The following is a 15,225-nucleotide window of genomic DNA, read 5'->3' as shown; positions in this document are numbered from 1 at the left end:
TGTGGTTTAATTTCCTTGAGCTGTCTTTAGCAAATCGATAAACGCTTGCCCAGCACGACTTAAGGTACGTTGTTTGTGGTGGATAATGCCTAGCCGTCTTTCCACATTCAAGTCTGCATGATGAAGTACTACCAGTTCGTCACTTACGAGTGTGGAGGGGAGCATAGACCATCCCCAGCCGATGTGAACGAGCATGGCGAGTGTTTCAAAATTGTTGGTATTCATGCGCACTTTGGGTTTAAGACCTTGTTTGCCAAAGGCGCGCTCTGCAATGAGTCTGGTAAAGGTATTTTCGTTGGGTAATACGCAGGCATGATGGGCAAGGTCTTCTAGGCTAACATTCTCTATGTTAGCTAATGGATGGTCTTTGCTGACAACACAGGTCAATGGGTCTGACCAAATAGGAATGGCCTCAATTAAGTGATTTTCTTTGTCTGATAGTGTGATGATACCGATTTCCGTCAAGCCTTTTAATACTTGCTGGTAAGCATCTTCGGATTGGGTGAAGTCAATTTCCAGTTGTACGTTAGGAAAATTCTCCTGAAAGCGTTTTAATAAAGGGGGAAGTCTTCTTAATCCAATATGGTAACTGATGGCGATTCTGAGTTCACCGCTGACGTCTTCCATTTGTAGTGTCATGCTTCGCTTTATATCTTGTAAATCCTCTACAATTTTACGTGCTTTAGGCAGAAGCCTGACGCCTGCTTCTGTTAGTTGGACTTGTTTTCCAATACGATCAAACAGCTTGGTTTCGAGGCTACTTTCAAGTGCTGCGATGCGTTTACTCACGGCTGGTTGTGTAATAAATAGAGCTAAACCCGCTTCCGAGAAAGACTTTGTTTCAGCCACTTTTATAAAGGTGAGAAGTTCTGCAATATCTAGCATTCTTAAATATTATCCAAACCATGAAAATTATGAATTTGAGTAATTTGAACAAAAGTTCTAGGATACTTCAACAGGATATTTAGGAGAGAAGTTATGTCAGCCAAAACCCTTTATGACAAGTTGTGGGATAGCCACCTTGTACAGCAACGTGATGATGGTAGTGCGTTGATTTATATTGATTTACAGCTACTTCATGAAGTAACGTCACCGCAAGCGTTTGAAGGTTTGCGATTGGCTGGTCGTAAGCCTTGGCGTGTATCATCTAGTCTAGCAACACCGGATCACAACGTTCCAACCACCAAAAACGAGCGTGTTAACGGTGTTAATGGGATTGAAGATCCCGTTTCTAAAATCCAAGTCACTACATTGGATGACAATTGCCAAGAATTCGGTATCACTGAATTCAACATGAAGGACATTCGTCAAGGTATCGTGCACGTTGTTGGGCCAGAACAAGGCGCGACGTTACCAGGTATGACGGTTGTTTGTGGTGACTCTCATACATCTACTCACGGTGCGTTTGGTGCGTTAGCACACGGTATTGGCACCTCTGAAGTGGAACATGTATTAGCCACGCAATGCTTAGTACAAAAGAAAAGCCGCAATATGCTTGTGCGTGTTGACGGTGAACTCTCGCCTTGGGTGTCTGCGAAAGATGTTGTTCTGGCGATTATTGGTGCCATTGGTACGGCTGGAGGAACAGGATACGCCATCGAATTTGGTGGTACAGGTATCCAGTCTTTATCAATGGAAGGCCGCATGACAGTATGTAATATGGCCATTGAGGCTGGTGCTCGTGTCGGATTGATTGCAGTCGATGACACCACAATAGAATACGTAAAAGGGCGTCCTTATGCACCAAAAGGAGAGCATTGGGACATGGCGGTTGAGGCTTGGAAAGACCTAGTGTCTGACAAAGACGCACAGTTTGACGAAGTCGTCGTTATCAAAGCTGAAGACATCAAGCCGCAAGTCACATGGGGCACGTCGCCAGAAATGGTTATCGCCATTGATGAGCCAATTCCTCGTCCAGAAGATCAAAAAGACCCAGTGAAAAAAGAAGGTTACGCCCGTGCTTGGAAGTACATGGGATTAGAAGGCAAAACCATGTTGTCTGATGTGGTATTAGATCGTGTGTTTATTGGTTCTTGTACGAATTCACGTATTGAAGATTTACGCATCGCAGCTGACGTGGTGAAAGGCCGTAAAGTGGCGCCGACCTTGAAGCAAGCCATTGTGGTACCGGGTTCTGGTTTGGTTAAAGCGCAGGCAGAAAAGGAAGGTTTAGACAAGATATTTGAAGCCGCAGGGTTGGAATGGCGTGAGCCAGGTTGCTCCATGTGTTTGGCTATGAATGCGGACAAATTAGGGGCGGGTGAGCACTGTGCTTCCACTTCTAACCGTAACTTTGAAGGTCGACAAGGCTTTGGTGGTCGTACCCATTTGGTGAGTCCTGCCATGGCGGCTGCCGCGGCCATCGCTGGCCATTTTGTTGATGTTAATGAGTTTGTTAAACACTAGGAGAACAGCATGCGTCCTTTTACGAAACATACAGGGTTAGCCGCTCCTTTGGATTTGGCAAACGTTGATACCGATATGATTATTCCAAAGCAGTTCTTGAAATCCATCAAGCGTACAGGATTTGGTAAAAATTTATTTGATGAGCTGCGTTATGAAGATGAAGGTAAGCCTGATCAGGAGTGTGATGGTCGTCCGATTCGTGAAGAGTTTGTTTTAAACCAACCCCGTTATCAAGGGGCAAGCGTGTTATTGGCTCGACAAAATTTTGGATGCGGCTCCAGTCGTGAACATGCGCCTTGGGCATTGGATGATTACGGTTTTCGAGCCATTATCGCCCCAAGCTTTGCCGATATTTTCTACAATAACTGTTTTAAAAATGGTTTATTGCCCATTGTCTTGGCGTCAGAAGAAGTGGACCAATTGTTCGCTGAAGTGACCGCTAAAAAAGGCGCGGAAGTGATTGTTGACCTTGAAGCTCAAACAGTGACTTCACCTTCTGGTGAGGTATTTGAGTTTTTAGTGGATACCTTCCGTAAGCATTGCTTATTAAATGGTCTGGATGATATTGGTCTGACATTGCAAAACGAAGACAGCATCCGCCGTTTTGAAGAAAAACGCATGGCAAATGCCCCTTGGTTGTTCTTATCGCGTGGCGAGTAGTATCGCGGGCTGATTGTGTTTTGAATCGTGTTTTTAGCCTTCACAAAGCGTTTTGTGAAGGCTGATTTTAAAGAATTGAGGATAAGAAAATGGCTAAGAATGTATTAATTTTGCCCGGTGATGGCATTGGTCCTGAAATCGTTGAACAGGCCGTTCGTGTATTGGATGCGGTCAATGAGGCTTTTCATTTAGATATCACTCACGAAAGTGCGTTAGTGGGTGGGACGGCATATGACGAGACGGGCACACCTCTTCCAGAGTCCACTTTGACCAAAGCAAAAGCGGCGGATGCCATTTTATTGGGAGCAGTCGGTGGGCCTAAATGGGATAAGTTGGACATGGCGGTTCGTCCTGAAAAAGGGTTGCTGGGTTTGCGCTCTAATCTTGAATTGTTTTCGAATCTACGTCCTGCAATTCTTTACCCTCAATTGGCAGGGGCATCTAGTTTGAAGCCTGAAATCGTGGCAGGTTTAGATATCTTAATCGTTCGGGAATTAACGGGTGGTATTTATTTTGGTCAACCACGAGGTATTCGTACGCTAGAAAATGGTGAGCGTCAGGGATTTAATACTTACGTTTACAGTGAGTCTGAAATTCGTCGTATTGGCCGTTCTGCTTTTGAAGCGGCACGTCAGCGTGGCAAACGCGTTTGCTCTATCGATAAATCCAATGTATTGGAAGTGACTGTACTTTGGAAAGAAATCATGGAGGAAGTGGCAAAAGAATACCCAGATGTGGAGCTAACACATATGCTGGTAGACAATGCGGCTATGCAGTTGGTTCGCGCACCTAAGCAGTTTGATGTTATGGTAACAGGGAACATGTTTGGCGATATTTTGTCGGACGCGGCGGCGATGCTAACGGGCTCTATTGGAATGCTACCATCGGCTTCTTTGAATGCAGAGGGGCGAGGTATGTATGAACCTTGTCACGGATCTGCTCCCGATATTGCCGGAAAAGGTATCGCAAACCCGTTGGCGACGATCCTTTCTGTTGCTATGATGTTGCGCTACTCTTTGGATGCAAAAGAGGCAGCGGATGCCATCGAGGCGGCAGTAAGCCGTGTTCTTGATCTAGGATTGAGGACATCAGACATCGCGTCTGAAGGATGTGAAACGGTTAGCACAAAAGCAATGGGTGATGCGGTACTTGACGCATTGGCTGTTGGACTGAAAGCCTAATCAAAAGGATTAGGCATTAACTTGGGATACTGCTCTTGGTATGAGTGGCCCCACCAATAAAAGGGTTTAAAACCATGTCAAAACACACTGTAGGTTTAGTCGGTTGGCGCGGAATGGTTGGTTCCGTGTTGATGCAACGTATGCGTGAAGAGAAAGATTTCGATTTGATCGAGCCTGTTTTCTTTTCCACGTCGCAAACGGGTCAAGCTGGCCCAGATATTGGTAAAGACATTTCATTGCTTCAAGACGCGAACGATATTGAGTCTTTGAAGAAAATGGATGTGATTATTACCTGTCAAGGCGGCGATTACACCAAGGCCATTTACCCTCAGTTGCGTAATGCTGGTTGGCAAGGTTACTGGATTGATGCGGCGTCTTCATTGCGTATGGATAAAGACGCTATCATTGTATTGGATCCAGTCAACCAAAAGGTCATCCAACAAGGTTTGAAAGATGGTGTAAAAACCTTTATTGGCGGTAACTGTACGGTATCATTAATGCTGCTTGCATTGGGTGGTCTGTTTGAAAAAGGCCATATTGAATGGATGACCTCCATGACTTATCAGGCTGCGTCTGGCGGTGGTGCTCGACACATGCGCGAGTTGATCAATCAAATGGGATTATTGCATGGCTCTGTTGCGTCTGAGTTAGCGGATCCGGCGAGCGCAATTCTAGAGATTGATCGTAAAGTTGCAGAGCAAATGCGTTCCAGCTCCATGCCAGTCGATCAATTTGGTGTGCCACTAGCGGGCTCACTGATTCCTTATATTGATTCTCAGCTTGAAAATGGCCAAAGCCGCGAGGAGTGGAAAGCCCAAGCAGAAACCAACAAAATTTTAGGGAATACTGGTGCGCCTATTCCAGTTGATGGTTTGTGTGTTCGTATCGGTGCCATGCGCTGCCATAGCCAAGCCTTTACCATCAAGCTGAACAAAGACATTCCGGTTGCTGATATCGAAGGTATTCTGGCTCAGCATAACGACTGGGTAAACGTAGTGCCAAATGATAAAGAAGCAACAATGAAAGGCTTAACACCAACGGTTGCCACTGGCACACTTAACATACCAGTTGGTCGTATTCGTAAGCTGAATATGGGGCCTGAATACATCAGTGCTTTCTCAGTGGGTGACCAACTACTTTGGGGGGCGGCAGAGCCACTTCGTCGTATGTTGCGCATCTTGCTAGAAGATTAATCGTTCTTGAATAGCTAGTTGATTCTTAAAAACCCGCTTTTTAAAGCGGGTTTTTTGTGTCTGGGCGTCCGTATATTTCATATTCATTGTTGTAAACAGAACTTCGCTGTATGCAAAACGTTCCCTAAAAATCATTTTCTCCAGTGGATAGCATATTGCTGTCACTCCCTGTACATTGGTTGCTCGGCCTGTTCATTTTTAAAGGTCTTTATTGGCTAATGATAACGCCTATTTGTGTTATTTTTTTGTAATATTGGCGTTCAAATAGGAGTGCTAAATGCAAGCTAAGTTTTCCGTTCAAATTGATTCTTTTCGTAAAGTAAGTCAGATTCAAGGTGCTTGGTCTGACCAAGATTATCGCGATCTTTTGAGTATTATGGACTTTGAGGATGATGTAGACAAAATGGACGCGGCGGAGCTCCGTGAGATGTGTCTGATGTCGTTAAACGATCTTGGGCCTGCAGATGCGGCAAAGGCTGTGTTGGTACATTTATTTCCAGAACTAGAAAAAGGCAAAATAGACCAAGTCAGCCACGATATGGTTGATGATCGTTCATGGGAAGAGTACCCAGACTGCATGTTGCACGAGCGTTTCTTTAATGCTTACGGTTTATTGCGTGAAGCCTTTAATGGAACCTTTGCACGTCCGACTGGTGTTGAACTAAAGATGACGGTGACAGCAGAGCATGTTGAGGATATGACGATTTTTGATGAGTCACTGCATTCTTCCATCGTGCGTTTATTAGCCAATGGGCAGGGTGATGATGCTCTGATCAATCGTTTATATGAAGACCAAATCAAAGGGGCACAGTTCCCTGAGGCCTCCGGCCTCGTTTGGCAGTTGAAGCAAGTAATGGATGAAGGTTTAGCTCGTCAATTTAGCTTGGTTAGTTCCTATTTTTGGATGGAAAGCTTTGAGCAAGTGGAAAGTTTTGATGCCGTGTCCCATGCGGATGAAGAGGGGTAGCCTTATTTTTCTATACCTCTTGTGTGGTTAAGGCTACCAGTTGTTTATACGATAAAGAGGTGTAGACCACAAAGGGGTCGAATAATGTTGTTAACGTGTCATTGTGGCAATGTCAGTTTGGAGTTCAGCACTATGCCCGACGAAGTTGGGGTGTGTAATTGCTCTATTTGTCGACGTTATGCTGCTGCTTTCACGTATTCCTGTTCGTAAAATAGATGGCGCATCGGTTGCTATAAAGCAGCGTGGGGTAGGTTGTTAATGGTGCTGTTTCGTATAAAAGTGGGGACTTGCTGGGACCTGTTTTAAGCATTTTCTGTTTGCTCATGCTTTTTTTATGCGGACAAGTAAGGCTATGTTGACACTGGTGTGACCTAACTCATTGTTGTGACAAATTTGTTATCAAACTTGTGAAACAATTTACAAATTTAGGATTGAAATTCATCGCAATAGTCCATAGGTTATTACTATCTACCTAACATAAGGAACCAAGACGACTTTTTTACAAAACAGCTTTCCAATAAAAATGAAGGAAATTCTCTATGTATACATTAAACATTAGCGGTCACCACGTACAATCTGGCGAAGAAGTTCAGCAGTTAGTTAAAGAGAAAATGGATCATTTGGCCCGCATTAATCAACAAATCACTAGTATTAAAGTGATATTAAATACAGAAAAGCATGAGATACATCGTTTGATAGTGGAAGCCAGTGTGCATATTCCTGGTCATGACCTTTTTGCCACGGTGAAAAACGAGCAACAATTAAAACCTGCATTAGACGCATTGGTCGCTAAATTAGAAAAGCAGTTAGTGAAACATAAAACCAAACATGCGGGTCGTCAGCATCATATTAATGCAGAAGACGTGGAGAGTATTGGAGAAAGGGAGCAACAAGCTGAGTTTGACGAATTAGTGGAAAGGGAAGTTATTTAAATATTGGATCATCCTTCACTTTACCTTTTAATGATCTTAAGGTGAGTTTCAACAAACCTAAGCCTCGCTAAGCGGGGCTTTTTGTTATCTATTCTTTGTCTTTTATCCTAAAGCAGTATTATGGCGAGCGTTTGATCTAAAATGGTGCGTTTTAGCGTGCTAACGTTTGGTTTTAGGGCGACTAAGTGCGTTTGCTTTTTAAAAGTAGGGCGCTCTGTTAATGGTTATTGTGATGCTAAGGCCCAGACAGTCGCTGTGTGTTAATGTTGTGATGCTTATTTCAAGGAATCGTTACCTTTTTGAGGGTATTTTTTGGTAATCTTTCAAAGTTGGTCTGATTTTTGTATTAAATATAAGTACTGTTGCACCGTGGACCGATAAGGGTTTGCTAATAAAGCATGCAGATATCATAAAAAGGCAACAACCCCAATGGTTTGAATGAATCGTTGGGGTTTTTTATGTCTAAAATTTCCTTTCTAAGATTGTGTGCGTAAGGCTCTAAACACCTCTTAAATATGTCGGAAGAAATAAAAAGCCGATGTAGATTGCTCTACATCGGCTTTTTAACACTTGTCTAAGCTGGTTTAAGCAGTTGCTGCATCTGTCGCAATAACGCTAGATGCTTTTTTCACGTACTCGCCCATTTTGTCGAAGTTTAGGTACTTGTAGACTTCGGCAGACATGCTGTTAATCTTGTTCGCGTACTCTAAGTACTCTTCAGGCGTTGGTAGTTTGCCTAGTAGAGAGGCAACCGCAGCAAGCTCTGCTGATGCTAGGAATACGTTTGCGCCATTACCAAGGCGGTTAGGGAAGTTGCGTGTTGAGGTAGAAACCACAGTGGACTTCTCGGCAACACGTGCTTGGTTACCCATACAAAGTGAACAACCAGGCATTTCCATGCGAGCACCGGCTTTACCGAAGATGCTGTAGTAGCCTTCAGCGGTCAATTGCTCAGCGTCCATCTTGGTTGGTGGTGCAACCCATAGGCGAGTTGGAACCACTTTACCAGCGGCATCTAGAAGCTTACCAGCGGCACGGAAGTGGCCGATGTTCGTCATACAAGAACCAATGAAGACTTCGTCGATTTTCTCACCTTGAACGTCAGAAAGTAGACGAGCGTCATCAGGATCGTTTGGTGCACAAAGAACGGGTTCTTTGATGGTTTCTAGGTCGATTTCGATAACGGCTGCGTATTCAGCATCCGCATCTGCACGCATTAGACTTGGGTTAGCCAACCATTCTTCCATGGCTTTCGCACGGCGTTCAAGGGTACGAGCATCACCGTAACCTTCAGAAATCATCCAACGTAACATGACGATGTTAGATTTTAGATATTCAGCAACTGATTCTTCAGATAGGTTGATAGTACAACCCGCAGCAGAACGCTCAGCAGAGGCGTCAGACAATTCAAACGCTTGTTCAGCTGTTAGATGCTCAAGACCTTCGATTTCTAGGATACGGCCGGAGAAGATGTTTTTCTTACCTTTCTTCTCAACGGTTAGGTAGCCTTCTTTGATGGCTTGGTAAGGAATTGCATGGACTAGGTCACGTAGTGTGATACCTGGTTGCATTTTGCCTTTAAAGCGAACTAGGACAGACTCAGGCATATCAAGAGGCATGACGCCTGTTGCTGCCGCGAAAGCAACCAAACCAGAACCTGCTGGGAAAGAGATACCTAGCGGGAAGCGGGTATGAGAGTCACCACCAGTACCCACTGTGTCAGGCAGTAACATACGGTTCAACCAAGAGTGGATGATGCCGTCACCTGGGCGCAGTGATACACCACCACGGTTCATGATGAAATCAGGAAGTGTGTGGTGAGTGGTTACGTCGACTGGTTTTGGGTAAGCCGCAGTGTGACAGAAAGACTGCATAACAAGATCAGAAGTAAAGCCTAGGCAAGCCAAGTCTTTTAGTTCGTCGCGTGTCATTGGGCCAGTCGTATCTTGAGAACCGACGGTTGTCATCTTAGGTTCGCAGTAAGAGTTTGGACGAACACCAGGAAGACCACAGGCTTTACCAACCATTTTCTGAGCAAGCGTGAAACCTTTATCAGAATCGGCAACGGCACCTGGAAGTGTGAACAGGTCTGTTGCGCCAAGACCTAGAGATTCACGAGCTTTGGTAGTTAAGCCGCGGCCAATGATCAGAGGAATACGGCCGCCAGCGCGGACTTCGTCTAGCAATACTTGAGTTTTCAACGAGAACGTGCTGATTACTTCGTCAGAGTCGTGTTTCTTCACCACGCCTTCGTATGGGTAGATGTCGATGACATCGCCCATATCCATTTTATCAACGTCCATTTCGATGGGTAGGGCGCCAGCATCTTCCATGGTGTTGAAGAAGATAGGAGCGATTTTACTACCAATACATACGCCACCAGCACGTTTGTTTGGGATGAAAGGAATGTCATCGCCCATGTGCCATAGCACAGAGTTGGTCGCTGACTTACGGCTAGAGCCTGTCCCCACAACATCGCCAACGTAAACTAAAGGATAGCCTTTTTCTTTCAATTCTAGGATTTTGCTGATTGGTCCGATTTCGCCATCCACATCAGGTGTGATGCCATCACGGGCCATTTTTAACATGGCGTTAGCATGCAGTGGGATATCTGGGCGAGACCAAGCATCTGGCGCAGGTGATAGGTCGTCAGTGTTGGTTTCACCTGGTACTTTGAAAACGGTAAGCGTAATCTTTTCTTCCAGCTTTTTCTTGGCAGTGAACCATTCGCCGTCAGCCCAAGATTGGATGATTTGCTTAGCGAATTCGTTGCCTGCTTTTGATTTTTCTTCCACATCGTGGAAAGCATCAAAAATTAACAATGTGTGAGACAAGGCTTTTGCTGCAATAGGGGCAAGCTCTTCGATCTCAAGGCATTCGATAAGTGGTTGAATGTTGTAACCACCTAACATAGTGCCAAGAATCTCAGTAGCCAATTTTTTGTCAATCAGTGGAGAAGTTGCTTCGCCTTTTGTGATGGCAGCTAAGAAGCCTGCTTTAACGTAAGCAGCTTCGTCCACACCAGCTGGCACGCGATTTTTAAGAAGATCAAGAATAAATTCTTCTTCACCTGCTGGTGGATTCTTAAGTAGCTCGATCAAAGCAGAGGTTTGTTCTGCATCGAGAGGTGTCGGTGGAATGCTTTGTTGAGCGCGTTCCTCGACATGTTTACGGTATGCTTCTAACACAATAGTTCCCCTTAGGTTTTTACATCAGTGTATATTTTGTAACCGATGCGTTGAGGCGTAAGTTCAGATAATTCATTACTAAATGATCTGAACACAATAGAAATTTAATCCTTTGGCGTATTTTCATTTTATATAAAAAATAGGCTAAAGGCTTAATAAGTCCCATAATAATTTCGAATAGGTGACATTTAGCGGAATTATTCTGATTTAGGGGTTAGGGCGGAATCTGGAATAACACGCACGACACGGAACCCCCAATTGCTGGCTTTGAGTTTAGGTTGCGCGCGATATCGGGTAGAGCTACGACCCACTCTTGGAATGTCAAACCATGAACCACCGCGCAGTACGCGGCTATCGCATTTGTTTGATAACCAGACTTGGTTGCTGGTTGGCGCGCCGTCATAATTTTTGTGGTAACAGTCTTCTACCCACTCAGCCACATTGCCAAGCATGTCATATAGCCCAAATGGGTTGCTGGCTTGGCTACCGACTGGCGCGGTTGATACCCCGTCCCATTGGCTGCCGCAGCTGTCACACACACTGTAGCCGGCTTTGACTTTGTTGCCATACCAATAGCTGGTATTGGAGTTGGCTCTGGCTGAATACTCCCACTCTATTTCTGTCGGTAATCGGTACTCTTGCCCCGTTTGCTCCGATAGCCATGCCGCATAGGCCTTTGCATCGTACCAGCTGACATTAATCACGGGGCGATTGCCTCGTCCCCAGCCATTATCAGGGGGAAGTGGTCGCCCTGTTGCTTTGGCAAAGCGATCATATTGTTCAAAAGTGACTTCATATTTGCTCATATAAAAGCCCTTCGGAATCTTCACTTCATGAACGGGCCTTTCATTATCGTCGCCTATGTGTTGCTGATCTCCCATTAAAAAGGTCGAAGGGGCAATTTTCTCGACTTTAGGCGCTTTTCCGCCGTCTTTTAATGGTTCCTGTAGAACTTGTGGTAGGGCATTGAATAATTCTTCAGGTGTTTTTTCTTTGGGTGTTTCTGCTTGAGCAATAATGGGTTTCGGTGTGGGCTCTTCAGGCCATAATACCAAGGACGCAAAGGCGACTGAGGTGATCAGGCCCGCTGCGATCAGTATATTTTTACGTGCCAATAAGGGCGAACGTCTGCGATCTTTCGGCGGAGTCTTTTCTTCGGCAACTTCTGGTCGGTATAGGTTTGCCCGCAATAAACGCATGACTTCCACTAAGGACTTTGGGCGATGACGCTCTGAACTGCGAGTCCAGTTTTTGAGCTTTTTCCAAGTGTCATTACTCAGATACGGATGAGAGTTGGGTAGTTGGCTGGGTTGAGTTTTATCTAAAATAGACTCACCTAATAACGCCGCCATGAGTAGGCGCATAAAGCAATAACGATCTGATATAGGGGAGCGATTTTGTGTCTTTTTCAGATACTCAGGTGGAAATAGCCTCGGGTCCATTTCGTTATTGGTGATGCTCTCCATCCAGTGATGGGCGCCGACGCCTGTCATGATACCGATGCCATTCACCACTTGAATGGCACTTAAATCCAAGTGGCCGTGGAAAAAGCTTTTTGCATGAATCTGATCTAGGGCTTTGGCAATGGTGTCAAATAGGCTGACGACCACGTTTAAGGGGGCGCCATCAGGGTATTTGCCTAAAAAACTGTACAAGCTCTCGCCACCACACACGGCGGAACAAGAAAATACCCATAGCTTGGAATAGAAAGGTGGGTAATTTGGGGTAATTGCTGGGTGTTTTAGCTGGGCGTATTTGCGTGCATTTTGGACAAAGTCGTCAACCTTACCGCGATCTTTTTCATAAAATCGAATGACAAAGGATCTTCCACCATGATCCGCAACCCAAGATGCTTTATTCTTACTGGTTGGGTAATTTAAAACATAAGGATCCAGTTCTACACCAACATGCTGGCCGATTTTTAATTTATTTATGTCGTAGAATTCTATCATTAATCGTTTGATGTCCAAATCAAGACAATACTGCCTATGTGTATACGATGAGGGAAGGTGACTAACGCTTTTATTGTCTCATCTTTTATGAGAATTGCTATTAGAGACTGAGAGTTAGAAGACTTATCCATCCTTTCCCTAGTATAATCCCGTTTTTTAAGATGAAAAGGTAGAGTAATGTTATCTGCGTATCCTGAGCTTGTGGCTTTTCTTCCCTGTCGCTCCCCTGATGCCTGGGTGAATTGGGCTCTTGAAAACCAATCGCTGCTGTTAAATGATCATGCACACTGCGAAAAAAAAGCTGCCTCAACGGCAATGAGTTTAATGTATCGCTATGTGGATCGTGATAATTTGCTACATAAAATGTCTCGCTTAGCCCGTGAAGAATTATTGCATTTTGAGCAGGTGCATAAACTGATGCGTAAGCGTGATGTTGCCTATGAGCATTTAACGGCATCTCGCTACGCGGATGGTTTGCGAAAACACATTCGAACTCATGAGCCGGCTCGTCTGGTTGACACTTTAATTATTGGCGCCTTTGTAGAGGCGCGTTCTTGCGAACGTTTTGCTGTGCTGGCTCCCCATTTGGATGCAGAGCTGTCTAAGTTTTATCAATCCTTGCTTAAATCAGAGGCTCGTCACTTTGAAGATTATTTGGCTTTAGCAGAAGAATATGCAGGCGAACCGATTACAGAACGCGTTGAATTTTTCCGTAAATTAGAACATGCTTTAATCATTGAACCTGATGAGGAATTTCGTGTTCATAGTGGCCCGCCGATGGTTGCTGCCGCCTAAAAAGGGCAGTATGGCGGAATAAGATATATGGTAATTGCACTAATACACAAGGTGTAGCGGCTGTTTTTGTTATTACGAAAGGCTACAAAGCATTTCATATTCATACTAGGTATTTGAGTTTAGGGTGCTAGACTTATCGGTGTAACAGCTGATGATTGAAGAGGTGAATGATGGGTATGCAAATGAGTGAGCAATTGCCAGATGTTACCTATTGGTTAGCATTGGAATTATCAAAGAACGATCAAATGATAAACCTTGATAAGGTATATCAAGGGTCTGTGGAATTGGATTATTTGTATCAACTATTAACCAGCAAAGCTCAACAACATTGGTGGCAAACCTATGGCGTTGAACTTAATCCAGTCGTCGTGAATAATGCTTTTTTTCGAGCCGTAGCTTTATTACACGAGCGTCATTTAGAATTTTCACGTTTGCGAAAAGGCGCTGAAACTCAATGGGTAAAGGAGCTGCTTCATCTCAATTAAATCATCTGGTCGCATTGTCCAAACGGAGCATATTGTTCTGATTGGCTTGCTGATAATAAATTTATATGAATTAAAAACGCCCAACTTGAAACAGTTGGGCGTTTTTGTTTTCGGCGCCAATGGCTAATTCGTTATGTTAACTCGCAATTGGCTCCAATGCTGTTGAGTATATTAGCCTAATGGTTGGATGTGAACGTTTTTTAAGGCGCTCAGGCCATTGGCTAAAAAATCCTCTAGATTAGCGTTAGCTTGTACGTAGGCTTGATCGTCTAGGGTGGCTAACCAAACACAATCATCCCAGTCTCCCAATACACAACGGCTATAATCCGTGAGGATGTGGAGTGCTGGGCGATGGGTATGTCCATGGATAAGAAGGTTAGCATGGTGCTCTTTTATAGATTGAGCAACATGAGCTTCCGTGACATCTGTGATACTGAACGATTTGTCTGATGACATGCTTTTGCTGTCATTGCGTAATTGTTCCGCTAGTGCGAGTCGTTGTTCCAGCGACATGGAGAGTACTTGAGTTTGCCACTGTGAGGATCGGACCATAGCGCGAAGCTTTTGATACTCAATATCTTCTTGACAGTATTCATCACCATGAGTGAGAAGAATAGAGTGGTTATCTTGTTTTATTAGCGTTTGCTCACTGAGTAGTGTTGCGCCAACTTCCTGACACCAAGTATTCCCGATCAAAAAGTCACGATTGCCATGAATAAAATATAACTCTATGCCTTTATCTGACAGACTACGAAGAGCCCGTTTGATTGGGGTGTTCCAGTCAGCTTGATAATCGTCGCCGATCCAAGCTTCATAGAGATCACCCAATATATAGAGACTGGCATCGCTGTTTGTGTGTTTGTCGGCGATTTCTTGCAACATACGAACAAACGCGCGGATTAAATCCGGACGTTTGTCGTAAAGGTGCAGATCGGATATAAAGTAACGAGTCATTAGCCCTCGCTTTTAACCAATTCCGCTTTTTCGATGATGACGTCTTCGACAGGCACATCTTGGTGGCCTGCTTTCACAGTGGTTTTGACTTCTTTGATCTTGTTAACGATGTCCATACCCGCAGTGACTTTACCAAATACCGCATAACCCCAACCGTCGGCTGATTTACTGCGGTGATTGAGGAATTTGTTATCGCTTACGTTGATGAAGAATTGTGTTGAAGCGGAATGGGGATCCATCGTGCGGGCCATCGCAAGTGTGCCAGTTAGGTTTTCCAAGCCATTGTCAGCTTCGTTCTCAATCGAGGGTTTCGATTCTTTTTGCGTCATGCCTGGTTCAAACCCTCCCGCTTGTACCATAAAGCCGTTAATGACGCGGTGAAAAATCACGCCATTGTAGTGGCCTGCTACCACATGATCTTCAAAGTTTTTTGCTGTTTTTGGGGCTTTTTCGTAATCCAGCTCAACATGAATGTCGCCGAAGTTAGTATGTAAAATGATCATTTATAATTC

14 protein-coding genes are annotated in these 15,225 nt (G+C 44.5%); 9 read left to right on the top strand and 5 right to left on the bottom strand.

The genetic code is table 11. From position 1 onward, the window contains the following. Positions 1–6: 6 nt before the first annotated feature. On the bottom strand, positions 7–885 hold the full coding sequence (locus tag AC0VYI_RS14000) for a LysR family transcriptional regulator (protein WP_475443615.1): 879 nt from the start codon (positions 883–885) through the stop codon (positions 7–9). Positions 886–978: 93 nt separating this feature from the next. On the opposite strand from AC0VYI_RS14000, the gene leuC reads away from it, so the two are divergent. From leuC to hpf, 7 genes are all read left to right on the top strand, one after another. Continuing rightward, positions 979–2,406 (top strand): 3-isopropylmalate dehydratase large subunit, encoded by a 1,428-nt coding sequence (gene leuC, locus AC0VYI_RS13995; protein WP_199475898.1) that lies wholly within the window; start codon positions 979–981, stop codon positions 2,404–2,406. A gap of 9 nt (positions 2,407–2,415) precedes the next feature. Beyond that, a complete protein-coding gene (leuD, locus tag AC0VYI_RS13990) occupies positions 2,416–3,066 on the top strand; it encodes a 3-isopropylmalate dehydratase small subunit (protein ID WP_199475897.1) in 651 nt (216 codons plus the stop codon). An 89-nt stretch (positions 3,067–3,155) separates the two neighbouring features. Beyond that, a complete protein-coding gene (leuB, locus tag AC0VYI_RS13985) occupies positions 3,156–4,247 on the top strand; it encodes a 3-isopropylmalate dehydrogenase (RefSeq protein ID WP_199475896.1) in 1,092 nt (363 codons plus the stop codon). Between the two features lie 74 nt (positions 4,248–4,321). Next, positions 4,322–5,440, top strand: a complete 1,119-nt coding sequence (gene asd, locus AC0VYI_RS13980) for an aspartate-semialdehyde dehydrogenase (RefSeq protein ID WP_475443612.1) — start codon at positions 4,322–4,324, stop codon at positions 5,438–5,440. A 277-nt stretch (positions 5,441–5,717) separates the two neighbouring features. Further along, positions 5,718–6,407, top strand: a complete 690-nt coding sequence (locus tag AC0VYI_RS13975; RefSeq protein WP_475443611.1) for a hypothetical protein — start codon at positions 5,718–5,720, stop codon at positions 6,405–6,407. An 84-nt stretch (positions 6,408–6,491) separates the two neighbouring features. Then, a complete protein-coding gene (locus AC0VYI_RS13970; protein WP_475443610.1) occupies positions 6,492–6,617 on the top strand; it encodes a GFA family protein in 126 nt (41 codons plus the stop codon). Between the two features lie 329 nt (positions 6,618–6,946). Then, on the top strand, positions 6,947–7,339 hold the full coding sequence (hpf, locus tag AC0VYI_RS13965; RefSeq protein WP_199475892.1) for a ribosome hibernation-promoting factor, HPF/YfiA family: 393 nt from the start codon (positions 6,947–6,949) through the stop codon (positions 7,337–7,339). Positions 7,340–7,923: 584 nt separating this feature from the next. Here hpf and acnB read toward each other — a convergent pair. Together acnB and AC0VYI_RS13955 are read right to left on the bottom strand one after the other, a co-directional pair. Continuing rightward, positions 7,924–10,527: a bifunctional aconitate hydratase 2/2-methylisocitrate dehydratase gene (acnB, locus tag AC0VYI_RS13960; protein WP_475443607.1), complete on the bottom strand. Its 2,604-nt coding sequence runs from the start codon at positions 10,525–10,527 to the stop codon at positions 7,924–7,926. A 197-nt stretch (positions 10,528–10,724) separates the two neighbouring features. Further along, positions 10,725–12,479 (bottom strand): formylglycine-generating enzyme family protein, encoded by a 1,755-nt coding sequence (locus AC0VYI_RS13955; protein ID WP_475443606.1) that lies wholly within the window; start codon positions 12,477–12,479, stop codon positions 10,725–10,727. Between the two features lie 177 nt (positions 12,480–12,656). Between AC0VYI_RS13955 and AC0VYI_RS13950 the strand changes: the two genes are divergently transcribed. Both AC0VYI_RS13950 and AC0VYI_RS13945 read left to right on the top strand, forming a co-directional pair. Beyond that, a complete protein-coding gene (locus tag AC0VYI_RS13950) occupies positions 12,657–13,274 on the top strand; it encodes a MiaE family protein (protein ID WP_199475889.1) in 618 nt (205 codons plus the stop codon). Positions 13,275–13,456: 182 nt separating this feature from the next. Continuing rightward, positions 13,457–13,759: a hypothetical protein gene (locus AC0VYI_RS13945; RefSeq protein WP_233407678.1), complete on the top strand. Its 303-nt coding sequence runs from the start codon at positions 13,457–13,459 to the stop codon at positions 13,757–13,759. Between the two features lie 171 nt (positions 13,760–13,930). Here the strand turns inward: AC0VYI_RS13945 and AC0VYI_RS13940 are convergent, their stop codons facing one another. Continuing rightward, positions 13,931–14,713, bottom strand: a complete 783-nt coding sequence (locus AC0VYI_RS13940; RefSeq protein ID WP_475443604.1) for a UDP-2,3-diacylglucosamine diphosphatase — start codon at positions 14,711–14,713, stop codon at positions 13,931–13,933. Next, positions 14,713–15,216, bottom strand: a complete 504-nt coding sequence (locus AC0VYI_RS13935; protein ID WP_199475887.1) for a peptidylprolyl isomerase — start codon at positions 15,214–15,216, stop codon at positions 14,713–14,715. Before AC0VYI_RS13935 ends, AC0VYI_RS13940 begins: the two co-directional genes overlap by 1 nt. Positions 15,217–15,225: the final 9 nt, after the last annotated feature.

Source organism: Marinomonas sp. 63XJN7_9_ISO-PGPR-S23-217, assembly GCF_056173515.1.
The sequence above is the reverse complement of the archived record's forward strand: the minus strand, read 5'-3'. Positions and strand labels throughout refer to the sequence as shown.

Bases quoted from the DNA above. Each gene is read 5' to 3' on its own strand.
- AC0VYI_RS13975 (WP_475443611.1), top strand. From the start codon at position 5,718: ATGCAAGCTAAGTTTTCCGTTCAAATTGATTCTTTTCGTAAAGTAAGT.
- asd (WP_475443612.1), top strand. From the start codon at position 4,322: ATGTCAAAACACACTGTAGGTTTAGTCGGTTGGCGCGGAATGGTTGGT.
- leuC (WP_199475898.1), top strand. From the start codon at position 979: ATGTCAGCCAAAACCCTTTATGACAAGTTGTGGGATAGCCACCTTGTA.
- AC0VYI_RS13955 (WP_475443606.1), bottom strand. From the start codon at position 12,479: ATGATAGAATTCTACGACATAAATAAATTAAAAATCGGCCAGCATGTT.
- AC0VYI_RS13945 (WP_233407678.1), top strand. From the start codon at position 13,457: ATGAGTGAGCAATTGCCAGATGTTACCTATTGGTTAGCATTGGAATTA.
- hpf (WP_199475892.1), top strand. From the start codon at position 6,947: ATGTATACATTAAACATTAGCGGTCACCACGTACAATCTGGCGAAGAA.
- AC0VYI_RS13970 (WP_475443610.1), top strand. From the start codon at position 6,492: ATGTTGTTAACGTGTCATTGTGGCAATGTCAGTTTGGAGTTCAGCACT.
- AC0VYI_RS13950 (WP_199475889.1), top strand. From the start codon at position 12,657: ATGTTATCTGCGTATCCTGAGCTTGTGGCTTTTCTTCCCTGTCGCTCC.
- leuB (WP_199475896.1), top strand. From the start codon at position 3,156: ATGGCTAAGAATGTATTAATTTTGCCCGGTGATGGCATTGGTCCTGAA.
- AC0VYI_RS13940 (WP_475443604.1), bottom strand. From the start codon at position 14,713: ATGACTCGTTACTTTATATCCGATCTGCACCTTTACGACAAACGTCCG.
- leuD (WP_199475897.1), top strand. From the start codon at position 2,416: ATGCGTCCTTTTACGAAACATACAGGGTTAGCCGCTCCTTTGGATTTG.
- AC0VYI_RS14000 (WP_475443615.1), bottom strand. From the start codon at position 885: ATGCTAGATATTGCAGAACTTCTCACCTTTATAAAAGTGGCTGAAACA.
- AC0VYI_RS13935 (WP_199475887.1), bottom strand. From the start codon at position 15,216: ATGATCATTTTACATACTAACTTCGGCGACATTCATGTTGAGCTGGAT.